The sequence below is a fragment of the Bradyrhizobium sp. MI1.3 genome, from assembly GCF_055811695.1.
On the sequence record NZ_JBVVPQ010000006.1, the window covers coordinates 13,680 to 36,200 of the forward strand.

The following is a 22,521-nucleotide window of genomic DNA, read 5'->3' on the forward strand; positions in this document are numbered from 1 at the left end:
GGCCGGTCATGCCGCCCTGCGATTGAGCAATCGGCCGAGTGGTGCGTTGGGTTGGGCGAGGGCCGCCCCGAGCAGCGCGACGAGATACTCCATCCACTGGCCGACCGTAGCGCGGTCGAGCAGCTCGCTCTTGTAGTTGCATGAACCGGTGATTCCCGTCGGCCGCTCCTTGAGCATCAGCGACAGCCAGGTCTGGTCGATCGGCAGCACCGGCTGGCCTTCGCGGGCGATGTTGCCGATCGATCCTGTCGTGAGATCAGGCAAATCGAGCGGCTGGCGCAGCGGATTTTGCAGGGTGAAATAGACCTGGAGCAGCGAGGCTGGATTGACCCCCTCCTGCTCCAGATGGTCGGCCAGGATGTTGAACGGCAGCTCCTGGCGCGCATGCGCGTCAAGCACGCTCTGGCGGACCCGGACCACGGCCTGCACGAACGACAGCTCCGGCGTGATTTTGGTGCGAACGATCACCGTGTTCTCGAACGGACCGACGATCCGGTCGGTGTCCGGCTGGGCGCGATTGGCCATGGCGGTGGCGATCGAGATGTCGTGGCGGCCGGTCCGCGCGAGCAGCACGGCTTTCAAGCCGGTCAGCAGACACATGAACAGCGTGCAATTGTGCTGGCCGGCGAAAGCCGCGAGCCGGCCGATCAGCTCACGATCCAGGCTGACGAGATGGTGTCCCCTGGACGGGCCCGGACTTGATCCGCCCTCGAAGAGGGGAGGCGCCCCGCGCAAATTCTCCGTCCAGTCGGCCGCCTGATGGCGGGCGGCATCGGTGCCGCACCACCAGCGCTGCCAGCGCGCTACATCCGAAAAGGCCGGCGGCGGTTTCGGCAGCGGCACCGATGGGTATCCGGCCAGCGCCGCATAACGGTTGGATAATTCCTCGAACAGCACGCCGATCGACCAGCCATCCACGACGGCGTGGTGCAGCGTCAGCAGCAAGACGTGATCGTCATCGTGGAGCCGCAACAGCCGGGCGCGCAGCAGCGGCGCGCGCGTGGTGTCGATCGGGACATAGGTCTCCTGTTCGATCAGGAGATCGATCTTGCGGAGCTCCAGCGCCTTGCGCCGCTTGTTGTTGTGGGGCTGACCGTCGCCGATCGTCTCGACACTCATGACACGGCCGAGGGCGCCGGGCGCGGCGACGTGGCTGACGGGCTCCCCGCCGCTCCAGCCGAAATGGGTCCGCAGCGATTCGTGCCGGCGCACGATGTCGTCGATCGTCTGCGCCAGGGCGGCCAGATTGAGCGGCCCCTGGAGACGGAAGGCGAAAGGCAGGTTGAACAGCGGCAAACCCGAAAGATTCTGCTCGATCCGCAGCATTTGGTCCTGCGCGATCGAGAGCGTGGGAGGGCTGCCTTCGGCCAGGCTCGCTGTAGCCAGCCTTGCGAAACTTGCGGCCGGCTTGCGCGGCTTTGCCGCCACGGCCTCGTCGACCCGCCGGGCAAGCTCGTCGATCGTCGGTGCCTCGAAGATGGTCTTGATCGGCAGCGACACGCCGAGCGCCCGAGCGATGCGCGCCATCGCCTGGCCCGCCAGCAGCGAATGACCGCCGAGGTCGAAGAAATTATCGGTGACGCCGAGGCTCTCGATCTTCAGCAGGTCGATCCAGATGTCGGACAGCACCTTTTCGGTGAAGCGCCGCGCCGGCACGGCCGCATCCGGTCCGGACGTTTCCTGCTGCGCCGGCGCCAGCAGCGCGGTGCGGTCGATCTTGCCATGGGCATTGAGCGGCACCTGATCCAGGAACAGGAACGCGGAGGGGATGGCATGGCCCGGCAGCCAACTCTGCAGGAAGTCGCGCAGCTCGCTGGCGCTGCTCCGGCTGCCCGATCTTGCGACGATATGGGCAATCAGCCTGACATCGCCGGTTGCTTCGCGGCGCGGCTCGACGATGCCGGCGCGCACACTGGGATGGTCGGCAAGCGCGTTCTCGATCTCCTTGAGCTCGATACGGTAGCCGCGAACCTTGACCTGATGGTCGGCGCGACCGAGGCATTCGATCGTTCCGTCGGCGCGGCGGCGGGCGAGATCGCCGGTCCGGTACAGCCGGCTGCTTGCTTTGCGCGAGAACGGATCGGGCAGGAAGCGCTGCCGGTTCTGCGCGGGGTCGTTGACATAGCCGCGGCCTACACCGGCGCCACCGATGCAGAGCTCGCCGGTCACGCCGACCGGCTGCGGCTGCAGGCTTGCGTCGAGCACGTAGAGCTGGGTATTCGGCAGCGGCGCGCCGACCGGGACGTTGCCCGTCCGGGTCGTCGGTGCCCTGGTCAGGCGATGCAGCGAGACGTCGTCGGAACATTCCGAGGCACCATAGGCGTTGATCAGCGGCACTTTCGGACAGCGGGCGAACCAGGCCTTGCAGAGATCGACGGGCAGCGGTTCGCCCGTCGAGATCAGAAGGCGCAGCCTCGCAAAGGCGCGTCGGACCTGTGCCTCGTCCATGCGATCGAGGATCACACGCAGCAGCGATGGGACGATCTCGAGCACCGTGATGCCCTCGCGCTCGATCTCGCGCGCGAGCAAAATCGGGTCCTGCACGATCGCGGTACCGCACACATGGACCCGCGCACCGACTATGGGCCCCGCGAGGAACTGCCACACCGAGATGACAAAACTCTGCGGCGCGGTCTGCGCGATCACGTCCCGGGACGTGAGTTTCAGCTCGGAGATGAGCGAGGCCAGATGGTTCGAAAGCCCGCGCTGCTCGATCATGACGCCCTTCGGCGCGCCGGACGACCCGGAAGTGTAGATGAGATAGGCAAGGCTCGACGCCGCGCGCCGCGTTGCACGGGCCGGCTTGGTCGACGCCGGCGCGATCGCGTCCTCGAGCTCGGCCACCTGAAGGCGCTCGACCAGCGGTTCGAGCAGCGCCTCGACCATGGACGACTGCGCCCGTCCGGTCAGCAGCATGCGGGCGCCGCTCGATCCGAGGATGGTTGCGAGCCGTGCCGGCGGCTGGTCGGGATCGAGATTGAGGAAGGCGGCGCCCACGCGTTGCACGGCGATCATCGCGGCGAGCAGGTCGGCCCCGCGATCTGCAAGCAAGGCGACCACGGTCTCGGCGCCGACGCCTTCGAGGGCAAGCCAGCGCGCGGCCGCTTGGCTGCGGCGCGCCAGCTCGCGGTAGCTCAGGGATGTGCGGCCGTCCGACACGGCGATCGCGTTCGGCGTCTTCTTGGCCTGGCGGTCGAAACCTTCGCTCAAATTGCCGCGCGTGGCGAAATCGGCCGGCACGCCCCGGCCCTGCGCCAGCAGCTGCCGGCGTTCGGTCTCGCTCAGGAGTGGCAGGTGCGAGATGCGCTGCTCCGGATCGGCGATGACGGATTTGAGCAGGGTTTTGAACTGAGCGGCCATGCCCTCGATCGTCGCCGCGTCGAACAGATCGGTGGCGTATTCGAAGAAGCCGGTGAAACGGCCGTCGGCCTCGACCAGTTCGAGCGTGATGTCGAATCGCGCCACTTGTGGATCGATCTCGATCCGCCGCGTCGACAGACCGGAGAATCGTGCCGCCTCAATCGAGGCGTTCTGGAGGATGAACATGATCCGGAACAGCGGATTGCCGTCGCTCCTTCGCGCGATCTGAAGCGCGCGCAGGACCTCTTCGATCGGGAGGTCCTGGTTGCGATAGGCATCGAGCGTGACCTGCCGGACCCGGCGCAACATGTCGCCGAAGCTCGGATCGCCGCCGAAATCATTGCGCAGGATCAGAGTGTTGGCGAACAGTCCGATCAGGCGCTCGCTCTCGATCTGGTTGCGGTTGGCGATCAGCGATCCCGTCGCGACATCCTCGTGTCCGGTGTGACGGAACAGCAGGCACTGGAACATTGCGAGCAGGGTCATGAAGGGCGTGACGCCCTGGTTCTGGCTCAGCGCACGCAAGTCGGCCGACAGAGTCTTGGAGAATTCGAGATAGTGACGGGCACCGTGGCCGCTCCAGACCTCCGGCCTTGGCCGGTCGGTCCGCAGCGGCAGCGTGGTGACGCCGTCCAGTTGCGTCCGCCAGTAATCGAGCTGCTCCTTGGCCGCCGGCGTCTTGGCCCAGCTCTGCTGCCAGAGCGCAAAGTCGCGGTACTGGAAGGCGGGCGCAGGCAGTGTTGCCACGTCGTTCTTGCGCGCTGCCGAATAATGGACGGCGAGTTCTTCCCAGAACAGTCGCTGCGACCAGCCGTCGGTGACGAGATGATGGACGTTGACCACGAGCGCGTGGCTGCTCTTGTCGAACGAGAGCAGCGTGACCTTCAGCGGCGCCTCGTGCGCAAGGTCGAACGGATGTTGCGCGAGCCGGAGCGCTTCGCGCCTGACAACAGCGGCCCGCTTGTCCGCCGGGCAGGGCTTGAGCTTGATCCGCTCGAACTGCGGCGGCAATTGCAGCACAAGCTGCACCGGCTCGCCCTCGCGTTCGATGATGACCGACCGCAACGCCTCATGGCGGGCAGAGACCGCGGCAAGGCTCGCAGAAAGTGCGGCGACATCGAGCCCACCCTTGAGGAGCGCGACTTCGACGACGTTATAATTGTAGCGCGTGGGGTCGAGCCGCGAGAGCACGTACATCCGCTGCTGCTGGAACGACAGCGGCGCGTCTGCTTCGCCGGCTTGGCGCCAGGCCGGCAGCATCGTTTCGCGATGGCTTGCGGCGGTCTCGATCCGGTCCGCAAGCGCGGCGGGCGTGGCGCAATCGAAAACGTCCTCGAACGAGAAATCGACATTGAAGCGTTCGCGCAGGCGCGAGCGCATCTGCGTCACCGCGAGCGAGTCCGCACCCAGCGCAAAGACGTCCTGATCGCCCCCGACCTGTGGCAGCTCCAGCAAATTGGCCCAGATCCCGGCGAGCTCAGTCTCCAGCGCGTTGCGCGGCAGACGGGCCTCCTCCTCGCCGCCGCCCATTGTTGCGATCAGCTCGGCCAGCGCATTGCGCTTGACCTTGCCGCTGGCGCCTTTCGGCAGCGTCGCCACGCTACGGATCAGGCTCGGCACCTTGTAGGCCGCAAGCCGTTTCCGGGCGAACTGGCGCAACTGGTCCGAGGTCGCCTCGGAATTCGGCCGCAGCACCACGATTGCGGCGACGTTCTCGCCGAGCTTCGGGTGCGGGACGGCAAACACGCCGGCCTCCAGCACCGCCGGATGGCTGAGCAGGACATCTTCGACCTCCAGGGGCGAGATATTCTGCCCGCCGCGGTTGATGACGTCCTTGATACGGCCGACGATGAAGAGATAGCCGTCGGCGTCGAGATAGCCGAGATCGCCGGTCCGGAACCAGCCGTTGCGGAATGCGGCCTGCGTCGCCGCCTCGTCATTATAGTAGCCGTGGCTCATATTGGGTCCGCGCAGCATGATCTCGCCGTGCTCGCCGCTGGCGAGCGCGCGGCCGGTCTCGTCCATGATGGCGATCTCGGGGCCCGCGGCGCGGCCGACCGATCCGACCTTGCGCAGCTCGAACGGGTTGGCCGCGATCTGCGAGGCCGCCTCCGTCATGCCGTAGGTTTCGAGCACGGGAACGCCGAACGTCGCCTCCAGTCCGTCGAGGATCGCAGGCGCAAGCGACGCCGAGGCGGAGCGGATCACGCGCAGCGAGGACGATCGGGCAAGATCCGGGTCGGCCTCCGCCGCCGTCAGCAGCGCGCGATGGATGGTCGGCACGGCCGTGTACCAGGTCGGTTGCAGCTGCCGCATCCAGCCGAAGAAGGAGGCTGCGTCGAAATCCTCGGTACAGATCACGCTGGAGCCCGCGGCCAGCGCCGTTAGCAGGCCGGAGATCAAACCATGGGCGTGAAACAGTGGCAGGACGTTGAGCAGACGATCGTGGGACGCAAGCGACAGCACGCGGCCGGCATTGTAGGCGGAGAGGCACACATGGCGATGCGTCAGCGGCACCATCTTCGGCCGCGCCGCGGTGCCCGAGGTCAGCAGGATGAACGCGTCATCGTCGCCGCGCGAGGCGCCGCTGCTGCTCGCCGGTCCAACAGCCGGCCCGACGAACGTGCAGCCGCCGAGATCGTCTTGCGCCCCCGGCACGAAATCGATCATGGCAATATCGAGCGCCTTGGCGACATCGCGGGCCGCCGAGTTCGTGTCGGCCCGGGTGACGAGCGCCGTCAGCTTCAATTCGCTGAAATAGCGTTGCAGCTCGTCCACCGTCAGATCGGGATTGACGGGGACGCAAGCGCAGCTCGAGGCGACCGCGATCAGGGCCAGTGCGCTGTCGGCACCGCGCGGCAGCGCAACCGCAATGCGGTCGGCAGGGGCGATGCCAAACCCGCGCAGCGTGCGGACGAGATCCTGCGTCCGCGCGCCAATCCCGCCGTAGTTGAGGACCGGCCGGCCGGGGGCGAGGAGGGCGGGGGCCGCCGGCGTCTTGCGGGCATGGAAATCGAGAAGACCGCCGATATCCGCGAATATCTCCGTTTCGGCCGTCGTGCCGGCCAATTCCTGCGGCGCTGGGCGTGTGGCGTCCGACAATTCCGTTCCCTTTTGATCCGATTGGGCTATTCTTCCAAGAAGTTAGGGAACGCGTCCAGTCTGAGGTGAAGTTTTGGCCCCAAAATCTGTGGTTGCGGGGCCCTAAGCCCTTCGACGGAGTGATTGGTCGGGCGGAATCACCATGCTGGAGAATGAGCCGGGCACGGGAGCGGAAGGCGGGCTGAAGCGCTGGCTCGAGGGTATCGGTCTTAGCCACTATACCGATCTCTTCGCGCAGCACCGTCTCGATCTCGACGTCATGGGAGACCTGACCGAATCCGATCTCGTCGAGCTTGGATTGCCGCTCGGCGATCGGAAGCGGCTCCAGCGAGCCATGACCGCGTTGTTCCGGGCCGAAACCGCTGAAAAGCCCGACGCGACGGCGCGCCCGCAAGTCCGGACGGAGGTCGGCGCCGAGCGGCGTCAGCTCACCACCATGTTCTGCGACATGGTGGATTCCACCTCGCTTTCGGTGCAGTTCGATCCGGAAGACGTGCGCGACATGATCGCGAGCTTCCGCGAAACCTGTGTCCGCGTGGTGAAGCATTACGAAGGTTTTGCCGCCCGCTTCGTCGGGGACGGTATTTTGGTCTATTTCGGCTATCCGACCGCACATGAGGACGACGCCGAGCGCGCCGTGCGAGCGGGGCTGGAAATCGTCCGGGTGCTGTCGACCGCCCGCGCGATCGAGCCACGTGGTGCGCTCAGCCACTCACCCGCCGTCCGCATCGGCATCGCGACCGGTCTCGTCGTGGTTGGGGACCTCGTCGGACAGGGCACCGAAGAGCGCGACTCCGCGGTCGGAGAAACCGTCAATCTCGCCGCGCGGCTGCAAAGTCTGGCGCCGCCCAACGGCGTGGTGATTTCCACGTCGACCCAGTCGCTGCTGAAGGGGAAGTTCGACTACCGCGATCTCGGCGTCCACGCGCTGAAGGGCATCTCGGAGAAGGCCCAGGCTTGGCACGTGATGCGCGCCTCGCGGGTGGAGACCCGCTTCGCCGCCGCGATGGGCACGCGGCTGACCCCGCTCGTCAACCGCGAGGAGGAGATTGCGCTGCTGATGGGGCGCTGGCAGCAGGCCAAGGAGGGCGAGGGCCAGGTCGTGGTCAAGTTCGGCGAGCCCGGCATCGGCAAGTCGCGCATCATCCAGGAAATCTTCGAACGGATCGCCGGTGACCGCCATGGACAGGTCTCGTTCCAGTGCTCGCCCTATTACACCTCCACGGCGTTCTATCCGTTCGCCGAGCAGCTCAAATACTCTCTCGGTCTCGATCGCGAGGATGCGTCCGTGCAGTCGCTGGCGAGCCTGGAGACCGCGATCGCTGCCGCTCATGGCGACATCGAGCAGGTTGCGCCGCTGCTTGCCGCGCTGTTGTCCATTCCGACCGGTGACCGCTATCCGCCACTGGAGCTGTCGCCGCAGCAGCAAAAGGATGCGACCGTCGCGGCGCTGGTCAATCATTTCCTCGGCCTTGCGCGCGAGCAGCCGCTGGTGATCGCATTCGAGGATCTGCACTGGATCGACCCGACGTCCCGTGAGGTGATCGATCTCCTGGTCGATCGGGCACAGAACCGGGCAATCCTGGTCATCATCACCGCGCGCACCGAATTCCAGCCGAGCTGGAACGCCCATTCGCATATCACGACCCTGGTGCTGAGCCGGTTGAGCCGGCAGTTGCGCGCGACGCTGGTCGAGCGCGTGGCGGGACGCGAGCTTCCCAAGGAGGTCATCGAGGAGATCATCGTCAAGACCGACGGCGTGCCGCTGTTCCTGGAGGAGCTGACCAAGACGGTTCTCGAATCCAACCTCCTGACCGAACGGCACGGGCGCTACGTCCTGTCGGGCCCGTGGCGGCAGCTCGCGATCCCGGCGACGCTGACGGACTCGCTGATGGCGCGGCTGGACCGGATGGGGCCGTTCAAGCGGATCGCGCAGATCGGCGCCACTATCGGCCGCGAATTCTCCTATGAGACTCTGCACGCGGTCGCCAACACACCCGCCGAACAGATCGAGGCCGCGCTCAATCATTTGGAGGAGGCCGGACTGATCATGCGCCGCGGCCATCCGCCCGACGCGCTCTACTCCTTCAAGCACGTGATGATTCAGAACGCCGCGCATGCGAGCTTGCTGCACAGCGAGCGGCGCAAGCTGCATTCCCGGATCGCCCAGGTGCTCGCCGAGATGTATCCCGAGAAGACCGAGCGCGAACCGGAATTGCTCGCCCATCATATGACCGAATCCGGCCAGAGCGAGAGCGCCGCCAGCTTCTGGCTCAAGGCCGGCAAGCAGGCGGCCAAGAGTGGCGCCAATCTGGAGGCGATCGGGCATCTGGGCCGCGGCCTCAGCGTCGTGCAGGCCAATGCGCGCATGCAGGGCGCCGACGAGATGGAGCTCGAACTGCGCATCGCGCTCGGCAACGCGCTGATCGCCGCCAAGGGCTATGCCGTGCAGGAGGTCGAGGAGAACTACGTTCGCGCCCTCGAACTCGGCCAGCAGCTCGACGACGACGAAAAGGCCTTCGCCGCCACGCGCGGGCTCTGGGTCTGTCATTTCATCCGCGCCGATCTGACCCGCGCGCACGATCTCAGCGTCGAGCTGTTGAAGTTCGCCAAGCGCGAGCGGCTGAACGAGGGGACACAGCCGGCGCAGCAGACCGGCTATCTGATCGAGGCGCATCGCTCGATCGCGATGACCATGCTCTATCGCGGGCGCTTTGCCGCGTCCCAGCATCATCTGCACCGCTGCATCGACCTCTACAGCCCCGACCTGCACTCCGATCTGATGGAGCGGCACGGCACCGATCCCGGCGTCGTCTCGCTGTCCTATCTCGGCTATCTGCTGTGGTTCCTCGGCCGGCCCGACGCGGCGCGCCAGCACAGCGAGCAGGCGATCGCGAACGCCGAGAAGATCCGCCACCCCTTCACGCTCGCCTTCGCGCTCGTGTTCGGCGCCTATCTCTGCCAGCATTTGCGCGATGTCGAGGGCACGCGCGACCACGCCAACCGTGCCATGATCATCGCCACCGAGCACAACTTCCTGCACTGGAAGCAGCAGGCGGCGATCCTGCGCGGCTGGGCGCTGGCGCAGCTCGGCGAGGCCGACGAAGGCCTCAGCCAGATGCGGTTCGGCCTCGACGAATACGAAGCGATGGATTCCTGGCTCGCCGGCTGCTGGTTTCGCTGCCTGCTTGCGGAGGCCTACGCCAAGGTCGGGATGCGCGATGCCGCCTTGCGCGCGCTGGACGGTGCGCTCGCGACCGCAAGACGGACCGGCGACCACTCCTACCTCGCCGAAGTCTACCGCCTGCAAGGCGAGATCACCCTGTCGGACGGGAATCCGGCCTCGGTGCAGGAGGCCGAGGACCTGTTCAACCTGTCGCTGGAGATCGCGCGCAAACAGGGCGCGCTGTCCTGGGAGCTTCGCACGGCCGTCAGCCTCGCGCGCCTGTCGCACGAAGGCGGCAAGCGCGAGCACGCTCGTCTCCTGCTCGTACCGATCCTCGGCAAGTTCAGCGAGGGCTTCTCCACGCCGGACCTGAAACAGGCGATGCAACTGATCGACGAGCTCGGCGCGGGCGCGCTCGTTCGTGAACAGGCCGATCCCTGAGATGAGCGATCTTGCCGCCGCGCGTGCGCGTTACGTGGAGCTGATCGCAAGGCGCGAGCGGATCTCTTCAACGCGCCTGCTCGAAGCCCTCGGCACTGTTCCGCGCGAAAAGTTTCTGGCGAAGGGACCGTGGCGCATCAAGAGCGAGGCGGCGCGCAACTATCGGCTGACGCCGGATGCCGATCCCGTTCATCTCCAGGACAATGTGCTGGTCGCGATCGATGCGCGCCGCAAGCTCGACACCGGACTGCCGAGCCTGTGGGCGCACTTCATCGATTTGCTCGACGTCGGGGAAAAAGACCGTGTGGTCCAGATCGGCTGCGGGCTCGGCTATTTCTCGGCCGTGCTGTCGAAGATCGTCGGCCCGAAGGGCAGGGTGCAGGCAATCGAATGCGACGAGCGGCTTGCGGCGCGGGCCGCAACCTATCTTGGCGCCTATCGCAACGTCGCGGTCGTCCATGGCGACGGATGCGAGGACATCGGCGAGCCCGCCGACGTGATCATCGTTCATGCCGGCTTCTCGCAGCCGCATCCGCTGTGGCTTCGGTCGCTTCGTCCGCGCGGCCGCCTTCTGGTGCCGCTGACCCAGCGGGACCGCGAAGGCGCCGCGCTCAAGATCACCCGCAAGGGCAAGGGGTTCGAAGCCGAGGCGGTGCAGCAGATCCGGATCTTCCCCGGTCAGGGTCGAGGCGTGACCGCGCTCGACGACCGCGTCGCCGACTGGTGGCAGCGCGCCTCCGCACTGGCGACGCTGCGTTTTCGCGGCATCGAGCAGGGGCTGCCGTCGGATGGCTAATGCTTCGTTTCATTTTACCTTGATTGCGAATGTAAGTATTCAACACGCCTCGGCGCCGCTATGACTGCGGCCTGATCGCCATACGAGCGCGCGCCATGCATTCCGTTGCCCTGCTGACCGCCAGCTACGCCAAGGATATCGAGCGCTTTTCGCTGCTCAGCGAAAGCATCGACACCTGGTTGACGGGCTACACGCGGCATTATGTTCTCGTTAACGATGAGGATCTGCCGCTGTTCGCGCGGTTCGCTTCCGACAAGCGCGTCATCGTTCCGGCCTCGCGCTATTTGCCGAAATGGCTGTGGGCGCTGCCGCCGGCTCTGCAGTTCATCAGCAAACGGCGCGTCTGGCTGTCGCTGCTGTCGTCACCTGTTCATGGCTGGCACATTCAGCAGATTCTCAAGATCGCCGGCGTCCTCAACGCGCCGGAGCAGCGCGTCTGCATCCTGGATTCGGACAATCTGTTCTTCCGCGAATTCGACGTCGGCCAGTATGCCGGCGCCGAGAAGACGCCGCTATTCGTCACGCGCAACGGGATCGACGCCGCCCACCCCTTGCATGTCCTGTGGCTCCGCACCGTCGATCAGCTCCTTGGCATCAAGGACCGGTCCTTCCCTGCGGACGACTATGTCGGCAACGCGCTGGTCTGGGACAAGGACACCGCGCGTGCGATGACTGAGGCGATCAAGTCGGCGACGGGATTGAACTGGGTTCTGGCACTGTGCCGGAAGAAGAAGTTCTCGGAATATCTCATGTACGGCCATTTCGTCGCGAACGCGCCCGCGCATCTGGCCGCCCATCGGGTCACCGAAGACAGCATCGCGGTCTCGCATTGGGACGACACGCGCCTCGACCGCCCGGCCATCGAAGCGATGATGCGCGCCGCTTCGCCCGACCAGGTGGCGCTGTGCATCCAATCCTATTCGTCGACCTCGATCGACGACATCCGCGACGTGTTCCGTCTCAGCTCGCGCGACCGTCGCGGTCCGAGCCTGTCTCCGGAGGACATGGGGGACGAGGTTCAGTTCGAGGCTCCGAAGACGCGCTGAGACCCGGCGCCTTCACGCGTCTCTCGTGAACTTGCTGATCACGTTCATGAACGGCTTCGGCTTGAACTCGCCGTCAAGCGGCAAAGGACGGTTCGGCTGCTTGTCGGGCCGGGCAAAGGTGCCGTTGATCCAGCTGTAGCGGTCCGAGAGACCCCAGGTCAGGATCGAGCGCACCGGTCCGCTGGTCGAGATCGCGGTCAAGAGATCGTCGACGCGCTTGGCGACGATGGCATCGCGCTCTGCCGGCGTCCCCGTCAGCTTCTGGTCGTCGACATCGAGCTCGGTGACGAGCACCTCGAGCCCCCAGGCGCGCAGCTCGGTGGCGAATTCCGCGAGCCCATGGGTGTCGATCTCGAGCTCGGCATGCAGATGCGATTGCAATCCCACGGCGTGCAACGGCACGCCCTGGTCGAGCAGGTCCATGATGAGATGGCGGTAGGCCGCGCGCTTCGCAATGAACGTGTCCTTTGCCGACTCGATGTCGTATTCGTTGATCGCGAGCTTGACCAAGGGATCGGCCGCGGCCGCCGTGCGGAACGCCAGCGGAATCCAGCGATTGCCCAGATGCTGCGTCCAGAACGACTCGCGGCGGTCTTTCGGGCTGCGTGGATTGTCCGGGATCGGCTCGTTGACGACATCCCACGACGTCAGCTTGTCCTTGTAATAGGAGACGACGGTGCCGATGTGGTCGATGTAGGCGCGCTCGACGCCCTCGGTATCCTTGATCTGCTTGGTCCAGTCCGGAATGTCGTGATACCAGGCGAGCGCGTGCCCGCGCATCGTCAGGTCGTTCTGCCGGGCGAAATCCAGGATCGCGTCGGCACGTTCGAAAGCAAAGGTGTGCGCGTCGGGACGCAGCATCGGCCATTTCAGCTCGAGCACCGGAACCACCTGCGTACAATAGGTGCTGATGGCTTCGCCAAGCCTGGGATCGGCTTGCAGATCCCAGAGCGTGGCCGCGGCACCAAATCCCTGATGGCGCTGGGCGAGTTTCGACGCCGGCGCTGCGGACGCCGACGCGCCCGCCGCGAGTGCTGCGGCGCTGCCGAGGAGAAATTCGCGTCTGTCGAGCCTGGTCACGGCATTCCTTATCGGAGCCAACGCGCCATCGTACCAAGCGACGCCTTGCAACGCCGGGGTTTTCCCTCCTTGGGTTAACTTTGCCATCTCCGAATTACGGTTCCTTTCAGTGGTCGTGCCCCCACCAGGGAAGGGCAAATTTAACGCTAACCCGCGAAAGCGGCCTCAAAGCCGCATTCGCCGCCCGATCTCCAGACTTATGTGACATTCTTGAGAGATGCTGCGGCGCATTTCGTTCGCCCCGCCATGGTCCAATTGATGAACGGCCGTCACACTCGCAATAACGTTGCCGGTCCCGTGCTCGCATGCTGAACCGCCATTTCTCGATTTATCTCGTCGCCTACATCCTGCCTGCGGCGGTGGGCTTCTTCGCCGTCACGGCCTACACCCGGCTGCTGACGCCGGCGGAGTACGGCGTCTATGTCGTCGGCATCAGCCTGGCCGGCATTGTGGGCGCGATCTTCTTCGCCTGGATCAAGCTGTCGGTGTCGCGCTATCAGGCGATGTCGGCCGAGGTGGATTTTCGAGGCACTGCAATGGTCGCCTTCGCGCTCACCGTTGCCGTCCTCTGCGCCACCACGCCGCTGGTCTTCCTGTTCCGCAGCGATCTCAGCGTTGGGCTGCTGCTTGCCAGCATGTTCGTCGCGATCATGGCGAATGCCGTCGATGTCGGCCAGGAGTTCGAGCGCGCAAAGCTGCGCCCTTACAGGTTCGCGGCGATCTCGATCGTGCGCAGCGTATCGAGCGTGGGTTTCGGCCTGCTCGGCATCTGGTTCGGCTGGGGTGGACTGGGACTGCTCGCCGCATTCGGCCTGGGTTCGCTCGCCGGGATCATCCTGAACCTCGTCGGTGACCGCACCAGGATCGCGCGCTTTCAGCGCAGCCAGTTCGTGCAGCTCGCGCGCTACGGCCTGCCGCTGACGCTGGCGGGGTTGTCGGTTGCGGTCTACTCGGCCTGCGACCGGCTCATCGTGGCTTATTTGCTCGGGAAGGACGCCGCCGGCATCTTTGGCGTCGCCGCCGATCTGCCGAGACAGTTCATGGTCATGATCGCCTCCAGCGTCGCCGCGGCGACCGTGCCACTGGTGTTCCGGTCATTGTCGGACAAAAGCATCGAGACGACGCGGGAGCGGCTGACCGAGAGCCTCGAGCTTCTGCTCGTCGTGGTCGCGCCCGTCGCCGTCTGGCTTGCGCTTGCGGCCGATCAGGTCGCCGGCACGCTCGTCGGCGTCGACTTCCGCACCGGCGTATCGGTATTGCTGCCAACGCTGGTGCTCGCGCGCTTATTCGGCATCGCCAATCAATTCTACGTGCAGATCAGCTTCCAGCTTGCCGAGCGACCGTTCATGCTGGCGGCGCAGTCGTTCCTGACGCTGGTCGTGAGCGTGGCTTTGATGTTCGTGCTGGTGGCCAGCCATGGTCTCTACGGCGCGGCGCTGGCGACGCTTGCGACCGAAGCGATCGGTTTCCTCGTTGCCGTCGTCCTGATGCATCGCGCCCATCCGGTCCCGTTCGACCTCCACCGCCTGGCCGGCGTTGCCGTCTCCGCCGCAGCGATGGCGGCTGCGATCCTCGTAGCACGATCCCAGGTCAATGGGATCGGCCTCGTCCCGCTCATGGTCGTGAGCCTCGCCGGCGGGCTCGCTTATGCCGCTGCCGGCTGGTTGCTGAACGTCGCAAACGTCCGGACGCTGTCGCTGCGTTTCCTGCGAACCTTCAACCGCAAGGCGCTGGGCGTTTAAGCCGCAATATCTGACGAGGCTCGGCCTCACCGTCTGAAGCTCCGAGAGCGCCGCTTGGCCTGGCGATGGCTCGGTTCCGACCGGAAGCGCTCCAGGCGGAGGGCGTTTTTGTTGCGTCCATGGCCATAACCGTGCTTCTTGGGCCGCATGTCGGGAGCAGAGCAGATATGAGCCAAGGAATACCGGAAATCCGCGCATCGGCGCAGTTGCTTGCCCACTATCGCGAGCCCGACAATGCGCGGGGTATCCTCGAACTGGCGATTACGGCGATACCGTTCGTCGTCATCTGGGCTCTGATCTGGGCCGCTCTTGACCAGGGTTATTGGTTTGCCCTCCTGCTGGAGGTGCCTGCGGCGGGTTTGCTGGTCCGCCTCTTCATGATCCAGCACGATTGCGGACACGGCTCTTTCTTCCGCGGCCGCCTTGCGAACGATTGGGTCGGCCGTGCCCTCGGCGTGATGACACTGACGCCATACGGCTACTGGCGGCGCAACCATGCAGGCCATCATGCGAACTCCGGCAATCTCGATCAAAGGGGCTTAGGCGACATCGACACGTTGACCACGCGGGAATTTCTCGGGCGGTCGCGATGGCGTCGGACGCTATATCGTTTGTATCGACATCCCCTGGTGATGTTTGGCGTCGGTCCCTCGTATTTGTTCATCTTGAAGCACCGATTGCCGGTCGGGATGATGGGTCGCGGCTGGAAACCCTGGCTGAGCACGATGGGCACGAACATCGCCCTCGCGGTTCTCGTCGTCACGATGATCCAGCTGGTCGGCTATGGGCCGTTCCTGCTCGTGCATCTGCCGATCATTGTTCTGGCGGCGTCGATCGGCGTCTGGCTGTTCTACGTCCAGCACCAGTTCGAGCACACGCATTGGGCCCACGACGAGACCTGGAATTTTCACGACGCTGCGCTGCACGGCAGCTCTCACTATCAATTGCCGGGCGTCCTGCGATGGTTCACGGCAAATATCGGCGTCCACCACATCCATCATTTGTCCAGTCGAATTCCCTACTATCGCTTGCAGGACGTGTTGCGCGACAATCCGCAGTTCGCTGGTGTCGGGCGGATTACGCTGCTCCAGAGTTTGCGGACCGTGCGGCTGACCTTGTGGGACGAGGAGCGGCAGCGGCTCGTCTCCTTTGGAGAGGCAGCCTTGTTTGGCAAGGGAGCCAAGCTTGTTTGAAAAGGCGGCCTTGGCCCCAGCGGTTTCGCTTACACCGCCCCCGCGCGGCCGCCGAATGGCGTGAATCCGCGCGATCGGAAGGCGATGGGCGTTCTGCGCCCGTTCAAGGTGGCTTCGCCGTCCGACGCCGGGCGCTGGCAGCCGTGTCACCGACCCCCGGTCATTCTGTCGCAGCGATAGACCGCCAGCTTCGGCCGCGCGCCGCCCTTCCGCCTGCGTCAACCGTCGTATATGAGATTTATCGCCGGAACGTGCCGAATGTCGCCACAGACGGAACGTAAGGCGGCTGCAATTTCTTAATTCAAAGATCGCAATCTGATCAATGACCGGCGGACTGGCATTTCGACCGAGGATGGCATGAGAAACCTGACGACAACGGCGCAATCTACCGTGGCGATGCGGCGTTGGGGGCCTCCCGGAATTGCGACCTTGGCGGCAATGCTCGCCTTTGCGGCTGTGGCCCCGGCCAATGCGGCCAAGCAGGCGCGTCAGCCGGTCGAGGCGGTGGCGCCGCGCGAGGCCGGCGAGCCGATCATGGCGATCGTGTCGATCAAAAGCCAGCAGGTCACCTTCTACGACGCCGAGGGCTGGATTTTCCGCGCGCCGGTGTCCACCGGCACCACGGGACGCGAGACGCCGGCCGGCGTCTTCGCCATCGTCGAGAAGGACAAGGACCACCACTCGACCATGTATGACGACGCCTGGATGCCGAACATGCAGCGCATCACCTGGAACGGGATCGCGCTGCATGGCGGGCCGCTGCCCGGCTACGCCGCTTCGCATGGCTGCGTGCGGATGCCGTTCGGCTTCGCGGAGGGCCTGTTCGACAAGACCAACATCGGGATGCGGGTGATCATCTCGCCGAACGACGCGGCGCCGATCGACATCGTTCATCCCGCGTTGTTCATGCCGAAGCGGGACGCCATTGCGGCGGCGCCGGGCCGGATCGGCAAGCTCTCCGGTGAGGCCGAGGAGGCCACAAGGGCGGCCGACGAGGCCAAGAAGGAGGCGACTTTGGCCGCGAAAGAGGCGGCATCGCTGCCGGCTTCGCTGCGCAAGCTGGAACAGCAGAAGACCCGCGCTGACGCCGAGCTCGCCTTTGCCGACAAGCAGCTCGCGGCGGCCAAGACCGATCAGGCCCGCGTCAAGGCCGAGGAGCTGAAGCAGAAGGCCGCCATCAAGGCCGGCGACGCGGCGACGCAGCTCGATGCCGCCAAGGCCGCCGCACAGCCGAAGCGCGATGCGGTCGCTGCCACGAAAGAGGCGGCCAGGGCGGCAGCGGCCAGGAAGGCCGACGCCGTGAAGGCTGCGACCGACGCAAAGCTCGCGCTCGAGCCGGTCTCGGTCTACATCAGCCGCGCGACGCAGAAGCTCTATGTGCGGCGGAACACGCACAAGCCGGCACCGGACGGCGGCGGCGAGGTGTTCGACACCAGCATCGAGGTTCCCGTCACGATCCGCAATCCGGATCAGCCGCTCGGAACGCATATCTTCACGGCGATGGCGAAGAACGACACGGGTCTGCGCTGGAGCGTGGTCACGATCGACGACGGCGACAACGCCAGGAACGCGCTCGATCGCATCACCATCCCGCAGGAGGTGCTCGATCGCATTGCGCCGACCGCGTTGCCGCGCTCCTCGATCATCATCTCGGACGAGCCGCTGAGCAGCGAGACCAACTACCGCACCGAGTTCGTCGCGGTGCTGAGCAACCAGCCCCAGGGCGGTTTCATTACGCGCAAGCCGACCGCGCCTCCGATGGCCATGGCGAGCGACGACGGCTGGGACAATGGCGGCAACGGTTTCGGCTTCTTCTTCCAGCGCGATCCGAACCCGCAGCCGGTCAATCCGCGGCGGCGGGGTCAGTATCAATATTATCAGCCGGCACAGCCGATGCAGCGGGGCTTCTGGTAGGAGCCGGGCAGATCGAAGCCCGTCACGACCGCCGCGCCTCGATCACGATAGCCTGGATCTTGCCCTCGATCGGTCCGGACCCATGGCGCGTCCGGATCGCCTCGGCAACGATGTCGGTCGCAGCCTGAAGCTTGCTGGCATCGCGTGCCTCGATCTCGCTTCGCAGCGGCGTGCCCTGGCAGAGCGCGATCGCGACGTGCTCGGGCGACGGCGCGCGGCTTATTTCAGCTCGCGTTTCGATCGATATGTCACGAAAGCCTGCGCGTTCGAGGTCGGTTCTGATGACGGCCTTGTCGTGATAGCCGTGCGGCGTCCGGGCCATGAAACGGGGCGGGTCGTCGGGAAACAGCTTTTCGAGCGCGACGGTCGCTTCATGCGTCAGCACATTGTCTTCGATGCGATCCCAGACGTTGAACACGAACGTGCCATTGCCGTTGAGGACGCGCTTCACTTCCCCGTAGGCCTTGACACGGTCCGGAAAGAACATGGCGCCGAACTGGCAGCAGACCACGTCGAAGGCGGCATCGTCGAAGGGCAGGGCCGATCCGTCGGCCTGACGCCACGAGATGCGATCGTCATCCGCCTGGCGCTGGGCCGCGACGGCGAGCATCGGCTCGTTGAGGTCGGTCGCGACATAACGGACGCCGCGCGGCAGCGCCGCCGCCACCGCGCGCGTCACGGCGCCGGTGCCTGCCGCGATCTCGAGCAGCACGGAGGGAGACCGGGCCGCGACACGTCTTGCGATGTCCTCGGCGTAGACGGCGAAGATCAGCGGGACCAGATATTCGTCGTAGAGTTTCGGGATCGAGCCGGCGAAAACCTTGTCAGTGTTGGACATGCTTGCCTCGCTGAAGGTTCGGACACGAAGCTCACGTTACCATAGATTTCTACCGCGCCAGCAGCGCGGTGAATTCCGGCCGATTGCTGCATCGCCTTGCCGGCCGCCGGCGTCATCGGCTCCCGCCGACCTCGCGGATCGGCCGCGTGCCGTCCCAGCTCAAAGCCGCCTGCCGGACCTTCTCGAAGAACGGCCCCTTGGTGCCGCTGATGTCGGAGATCTCGATCACGGTGCCCGGATGGGCCTGGGTGTCGAAATAGGCAAAGCGCCCCTTGTCGCCGCCGATCTGGCCCTCATGGCCGATCCTGTAGCCGAGCCCGAGCGCCCTGTCGTAGAGCGCCTGGTAGTCGTGGCTCCAGTAGGACATGTGCTGGAGGCCTTCGTGGCCGGACTCGAGGAATTCCCTGTACAGCGAGGGCGCGTCGTTGCGCTGCTGGATCAGCTCGATCTGGAGGTCGCCGGAATTGGCCAGCGCGATGCTCATCTCGACCGCGGAGTTTTCGCCGCGATGGCGAAACCAGTCGGTCTTGACGCGGTCCATGTAGTACCAGGGACCGACGCCCATCACCTCGATCCAGTGCTTCATCGCGGCGTGGATGTCCCGCACCACATATCCGTTCTGGCGCACCGCGCCGAAGATGCGGCTCATGCCAGCGCTCCTCTTGTCAGCTTGATCACTTGACCTCGATGCCCGCGTCCTTGGCAACCTGCTTCCAGGCCGCGATGTCGCGGGCGTTGATGTCACGCTGCTCGTCGCCGGGTACGAATTGCGGCGTGATGCCGAGCCCCAGCAGCTTCTCCTTGACCTCGGCATCGGCGAGCGCGTCCTTCAATGCCGCCGACAGCTTTCTTGCGATCGGTTCGGCAAGGCCCGCAGGCGCATACATCGCCCAGGACAGGCTGCGGTCGAACGGCACGCCCTGTTCCTTGTAGCTTGCGACATCCGGCAGGCTCGGCGAGCGTTCGCCGCAGGCGGCCAGCGCCTTGATCGAGCCGTCCTTCACCAGCGGAGTCGCGGTCGCCATGTCGAGTGTCGCCAGCGAGATGTGGCCGCCGAGCAAATCGCCGGCCAATTTGGCGATGCCGTTGAACGGCACGTGGTCCATCTTGATTCCGGTCTGCTGCATCAGGATTTCCGCGCAGAATTGTCCGGTCGAGCCGACGCCCCAGCTTCCGTACTGGATCGGCTCGCCCTTCCTGGCCAACGCGATCAGGCCCTTGATGTCGTCGGCCGCAAAATCCTTGGTCGCCACCAGCATGATCGAGGACGTGCCGATGCGCCCGATCGTGGTGAAATCCTTGATCGAATCGTAGGGCAGTTTCGGATAGATCGCCGGCGCCAGCACATGCGTGGTCATGCCGCCGACGGTGATAGTGTAGCCGTCATTCGCCGACGCCGCGACCATCTGGGTGCCGAGCGTGCCGGCGGCCCCGGTGTGGTTCTCGATATAGACGCTCTGTCCGAGCGTCTTGCCCATCCTGTCGCCGAGCAGCCGCCCGATCACGTCGCCGCCGCCACCGGCCGCATAAGGCAGCAGCATCCTGATCTTGTGGGTGGGATAGGCGGCCGGATCCTCGGCGCGCGCAGGCAGCATTGCCGAGGACGTTACGACCAATGACAATGTTGCGGCGCGCAGCAGACGAAAATGGACGAAGCGCGCCATGACCTGGTCTCCCCAGATTGCTCTCCGCTTCTTTTGAGAGCGGAGTTGAAGCGGTTGACTAGCGAACGATCGTTCGTTAGTCAAGCCGAATGGCTGTTCACACCACCAGCGCGGCGGAAGCGGCTGCGCCCACGACCCGCGCGCGCATCCTCGCCGAGGCGCTCGATCTGTTCGCGCAGAGCGGCTATGGCGGCGCCTCGATGCGCGAGCTCGCGCGTCGCGTCGGCATTCGCGAGAGCAGCCTCTACAATCACTTCGCCGGCAAGGCCGCGATCCTCGAGGCGATCGTCAGCGAGCACGGTCCGGCCAGCTCGGCGAGCCGGCTGGAAGAACCGCGCTACAAGCAGCTCGCGCGCCAGCCCGCCGCGTTCTGCCGCCAGTTTGCATTGGATCTGGTCGAGCAATGGTCGGATCCGCGCGAGCATCAGTTCCAGAAAGTCATCACCGCCGAGCGCAATCGCGTGCCCGGCATCCGCGCCAAATTCGCCGATCATTTCTATGCGCGCGAGCAGAGCATGATGACGGATTATTTCCGCGGCTTTGCGCTCGCCGGTCTGGTCTCGACTCCGGATCCGCGTGAGACCGCGCGGCTGTTTGCGGCCGGGCTGATCTACATCCGTCTCGAGCATTACGTGATGGGCGCGGCACCGTCGTCGCGGGCGAAGGTGATCGAGGCGATCGACCGCTATCTCGCCTTCTTCCTGTCGCTGATCGCGGCGGATGGCGGGACAAACGACAACAAGAAACGAAAAGCCAAGGGAGAGAATCGTGGCAAGGCTGCCCCTGATTGATCCGGAGACGACCAGCGGCGACATCCGCGCCTCGTTCGACCGCATGCCGGTCAAGCTGAATATTTTCCGCATGATGGCGCACGCCGAAGCCAACATGATCCCGGCGATGCGGCTGGGCAATTCGATCCTGCACAAACAGAAGCTCAGTGCGGTCAATCGCGAGCTCCTGATCCTCCAGGCAGCCCAGCTCGAAGGCGGCGCCTATGAATGGCGCCAGCACGTGCCGATCGCGCTTGGCGTCGGCTGCACGCAAGCACAGATCGACGCGGTCGAGCGCGCCGACTACGATGCCGCCGGCTTGAGCGAGGCCGAGCGCGCGCTGCTGAAATTCGGCCGCGAAGTGGTCGAGAACGTCCGCGTTCCCGAGGCGATCTTCGCCGCCATGCGCGAGCATTTCAGCGACCAGGAGATCGTCGAATCCATCGTCGCGCTCGGCTTCTACATGATGATGGCGCGCGTCACCGAGGCGACCGAAACGGATCTCGATCCCGCGGCCGGCATGGCGGTCTATGACGGCGGCAAGAAGCCGGGCGCCTGAGATGACGGATACCGATAGCAAGCGGGACCGCTACGTCCGCCCGCCGAGTGCGGAATCGCTGGGCGAAGCGCTGGGCAGGGGCGCCTTAAGGGGCGCCGCATCCTGATCGTCGGCGGTGGCCAGCGCGTGTTCGACGCCGCCACCGATCCGATCGGCAACGGCCGCGCCATGAGCATTCTTTGCGCTCGCGAGGGCGCCAAGGTCGCGGTCGCCGATCGCAACCGCACCTCGGCCGAGCACACCGTCAAGCGCATCACCGACGAAGGCGGCGAAGCCTTTGCGATTGCCGCCGACGTCACCTCGGAGGCCGAAATCGTGCGCATGATCGAGGAGGCGCATCGCGCCATGGGCGGGCTCGACGGCATGGTGCTCAACATCGGCACCTTCGGCAAGGTCGGGCTCGACGCCGTCAGCCCCGAGGAGTGGAATGCGATCTACGACGTCAACGTTCGCGGGCCGATGCTGTGCTGCTGCGCGGGCCTGCCGAAATTCGACGACGGCGGATCGATCGTCTTCATCTCCTCCATCGCCGCGCTGAAGGCCGGCTCGCAGATGGCGGTGTATGGTTCCTCGAAAGCCGCGCTCGGCGGCCTCATGCGCAACATCGCCCATCTCGGATCGCGCCGCGGCATCCGCGCCAACCTGGTCTATCCCGGCCTCGTCGACACGCCGAACGGCCGCGAGGCCGGCGCCGGCCGACCCTCGCGCGGCAAGGGCCAAATCCCGTTCGGCCGCCAGGCCACCGCCTGGGAAATCGCCTATGCCGTGCTGTTCTTCCTCTCGGACGAGAGCGTTTACGTCACCGCGCAGACGCTCGCGGTCGATAGCGGCCTGAGCGGGATGTGAGAGG

The 22,521-nt window shown here is 65.5% G+C and carries 13 protein-coding genes and 1 pseudogene; 9 read left to right on the forward strand and 5 right to left on the reverse strand.

All coding sequences use genetic code 11. From position 1 onward, the window contains the following. Positions 1-6 precede the first annotated feature (6 nt). Entirely contained in the window at positions 7-6,462 is a 6,456-nt protein-coding gene (locus tag AC0L3A_RS05625; protein ID WP_473253800.1) for an amino acid adenylation domain-containing protein, read from the reverse strand. A gap of 142 nt (positions 6,463-6,604) precedes the next feature. Between AC0L3A_RS05625 and AC0L3A_RS05630 the strand changes: the two genes are divergently transcribed. The 3 genes from AC0L3A_RS05630 to AC0L3A_RS05640 all read left to right on the forward strand — a co-directional run bounded on the left by AC0L3A_RS05630 (position 6,605) and on the right by AC0L3A_RS05640 (position 11,911). Continuing rightward, the gene (locus tag AC0L3A_RS05630) at positions 6,605-10,069 is read left to right on the forward strand and encodes an ATP-binding protein (RefSeq protein WP_007600601.1); all 3,465 of its coding nucleotides are present in this window, start codon (positions 6,605-6,607) and stop codon (positions 10,067-10,069) included. A gap of 1 nt (position 10,070) precedes the next feature. Next, positions 10,071-10,865, forward strand: a complete 795-nt coding sequence (locus AC0L3A_RS05635; protein ID WP_007600607.1) for a protein-L-isoaspartate O-methyltransferase family protein — start codon at positions 10,071-10,073, stop codon at positions 10,863-10,865. 95 nt (positions 10,866-10,960) lie between these two features. Further along, complete coding sequence (locus tag AC0L3A_RS05640; RefSeq protein ID WP_354128863.1) at positions 10,961-11,911, forward strand: DUF6492 family protein; 951 nt, start codon at positions 10,961-10,963, stop codon at positions 11,909-11,911. A 12-nt stretch (positions 11,912-11,923) separates the two neighbouring features. On the opposite strand, the gene AC0L3A_RS05645 is transcribed toward AC0L3A_RS05640, so the two are convergent. Beyond that, positions 11,924-12,991 (reverse strand): endo-1,4-beta-xylanase, encoded by a 1,068-nt coding sequence (locus AC0L3A_RS05645; RefSeq protein WP_035994220.1) that lies wholly within the window; start codon positions 12,989-12,991, stop codon positions 11,924-11,926. Between the two features lie 305 nt (positions 12,992-13,296). Between AC0L3A_RS05645 and AC0L3A_RS05650 the strand changes: the two genes are divergently transcribed. The 3 genes from AC0L3A_RS05650 to AC0L3A_RS05660 all read left to right on the forward strand — a co-directional run bounded on the left by AC0L3A_RS05650 (position 13,297) and on the right by AC0L3A_RS05660 (position 17,840). Beyond that, positions 13,297-14,733 carry a lipopolysaccharide biosynthesis protein gene (locus AC0L3A_RS05650; protein WP_007600611.1) on the forward strand — a complete coding sequence of 479 codons (1,437 nt, stop codon included), beginning with the start codon at positions 13,297-13,299 and terminating at the stop codon, positions 14,731-14,733. A gap of 167 nt (positions 14,734-14,900) precedes the next feature. Continuing rightward, a complete protein-coding gene (locus tag AC0L3A_RS05655) occupies positions 14,901-15,926 on the forward strand; it encodes a fatty acid desaturase (protein WP_007600612.1) in 1,026 nt (341 codons plus the stop codon). 357 nt (positions 15,927-16,283) lie between these two features. Beyond that, the gene (locus tag AC0L3A_RS05660) at positions 16,284-17,840 is read left to right on the forward strand and encodes a L,D-transpeptidase (protein ID WP_007600613.1); all 1,557 of its coding nucleotides are present in this window, start codon (positions 16,284-16,286) and stop codon (positions 17,838-17,840) included. A gap of 22 nt (positions 17,841-17,862) precedes the next feature. Here the strand turns inward: AC0L3A_RS05660 and AC0L3A_RS05665 are convergent, their stop codons facing one another. From AC0L3A_RS05665 to AC0L3A_RS05675, 3 genes are all read right to left on the reverse strand, one after another. Then, positions 17,863-18,678 (reverse strand): class I SAM-dependent methyltransferase, encoded by an 816-nt coding sequence (locus AC0L3A_RS05665; RefSeq protein ID WP_473253801.1) that lies wholly within the window; start codon positions 18,676-18,678, stop codon positions 17,863-17,865. A 112-nt stretch (positions 18,679-18,790) separates the two neighbouring features. Continuing rightward, the gene (locus tag AC0L3A_RS05670; RefSeq protein ID WP_219685325.1) at positions 18,791-19,327 is read right to left on the reverse strand and encodes a VOC family protein; all 537 of its coding nucleotides are present in this window, start codon (positions 19,325-19,327) and stop codon (positions 18,791-18,793) included. A gap of 25 nt (positions 19,328-19,352) precedes the next feature. Continuing rightward, positions 19,353-20,342 carry a Bug family tripartite tricarboxylate transporter substrate binding protein gene (locus tag AC0L3A_RS05675; protein WP_007600616.1) on the reverse strand — a complete coding sequence of 330 codons (990 nt, stop codon included), beginning with the start codon at positions 20,340-20,342 and terminating at the stop codon, positions 19,353-19,355. 89 nt (positions 20,343-20,431) lie between these two features. Here AC0L3A_RS05675 and AC0L3A_RS05680 point away from each other — a divergent pair, with 89 nt between their 5' ends. The 3 genes and pseudogenes from AC0L3A_RS05680 to AC0L3A_RS05690 all read left to right on the forward strand — a co-directional run bounded on the left by AC0L3A_RS05680 (position 20,432) and on the right by AC0L3A_RS05690 (position 22,517). Further along, the gene (locus AC0L3A_RS05680; protein WP_219685324.1) at positions 20,432-21,133 is read left to right on the forward strand and encodes a TetR/AcrR family transcriptional regulator; all 702 of its coding nucleotides are present in this window, start codon (positions 20,432-20,434) and stop codon (positions 21,131-21,133) included. Then, a complete protein-coding gene (locus tag AC0L3A_RS05685; RefSeq protein WP_219685323.1) occupies positions 21,111-21,671 on the forward strand; it encodes a carboxymuconolactone decarboxylase family protein in 561 nt (186 codons plus the stop codon). The genes AC0L3A_RS05680 and AC0L3A_RS05685 overlap by 23 nt, the downstream gene beginning before the upstream one ends. Before the next feature lies 1 nt (position 21,672). Next, positions 21,673-22,517 (forward strand): annotated as a pseudogene (locus AC0L3A_RS05690) (SDR family NAD(P)-dependent oxidoreductase). Positions 22,518-22,521 lie beyond the last annotated feature (4 nt).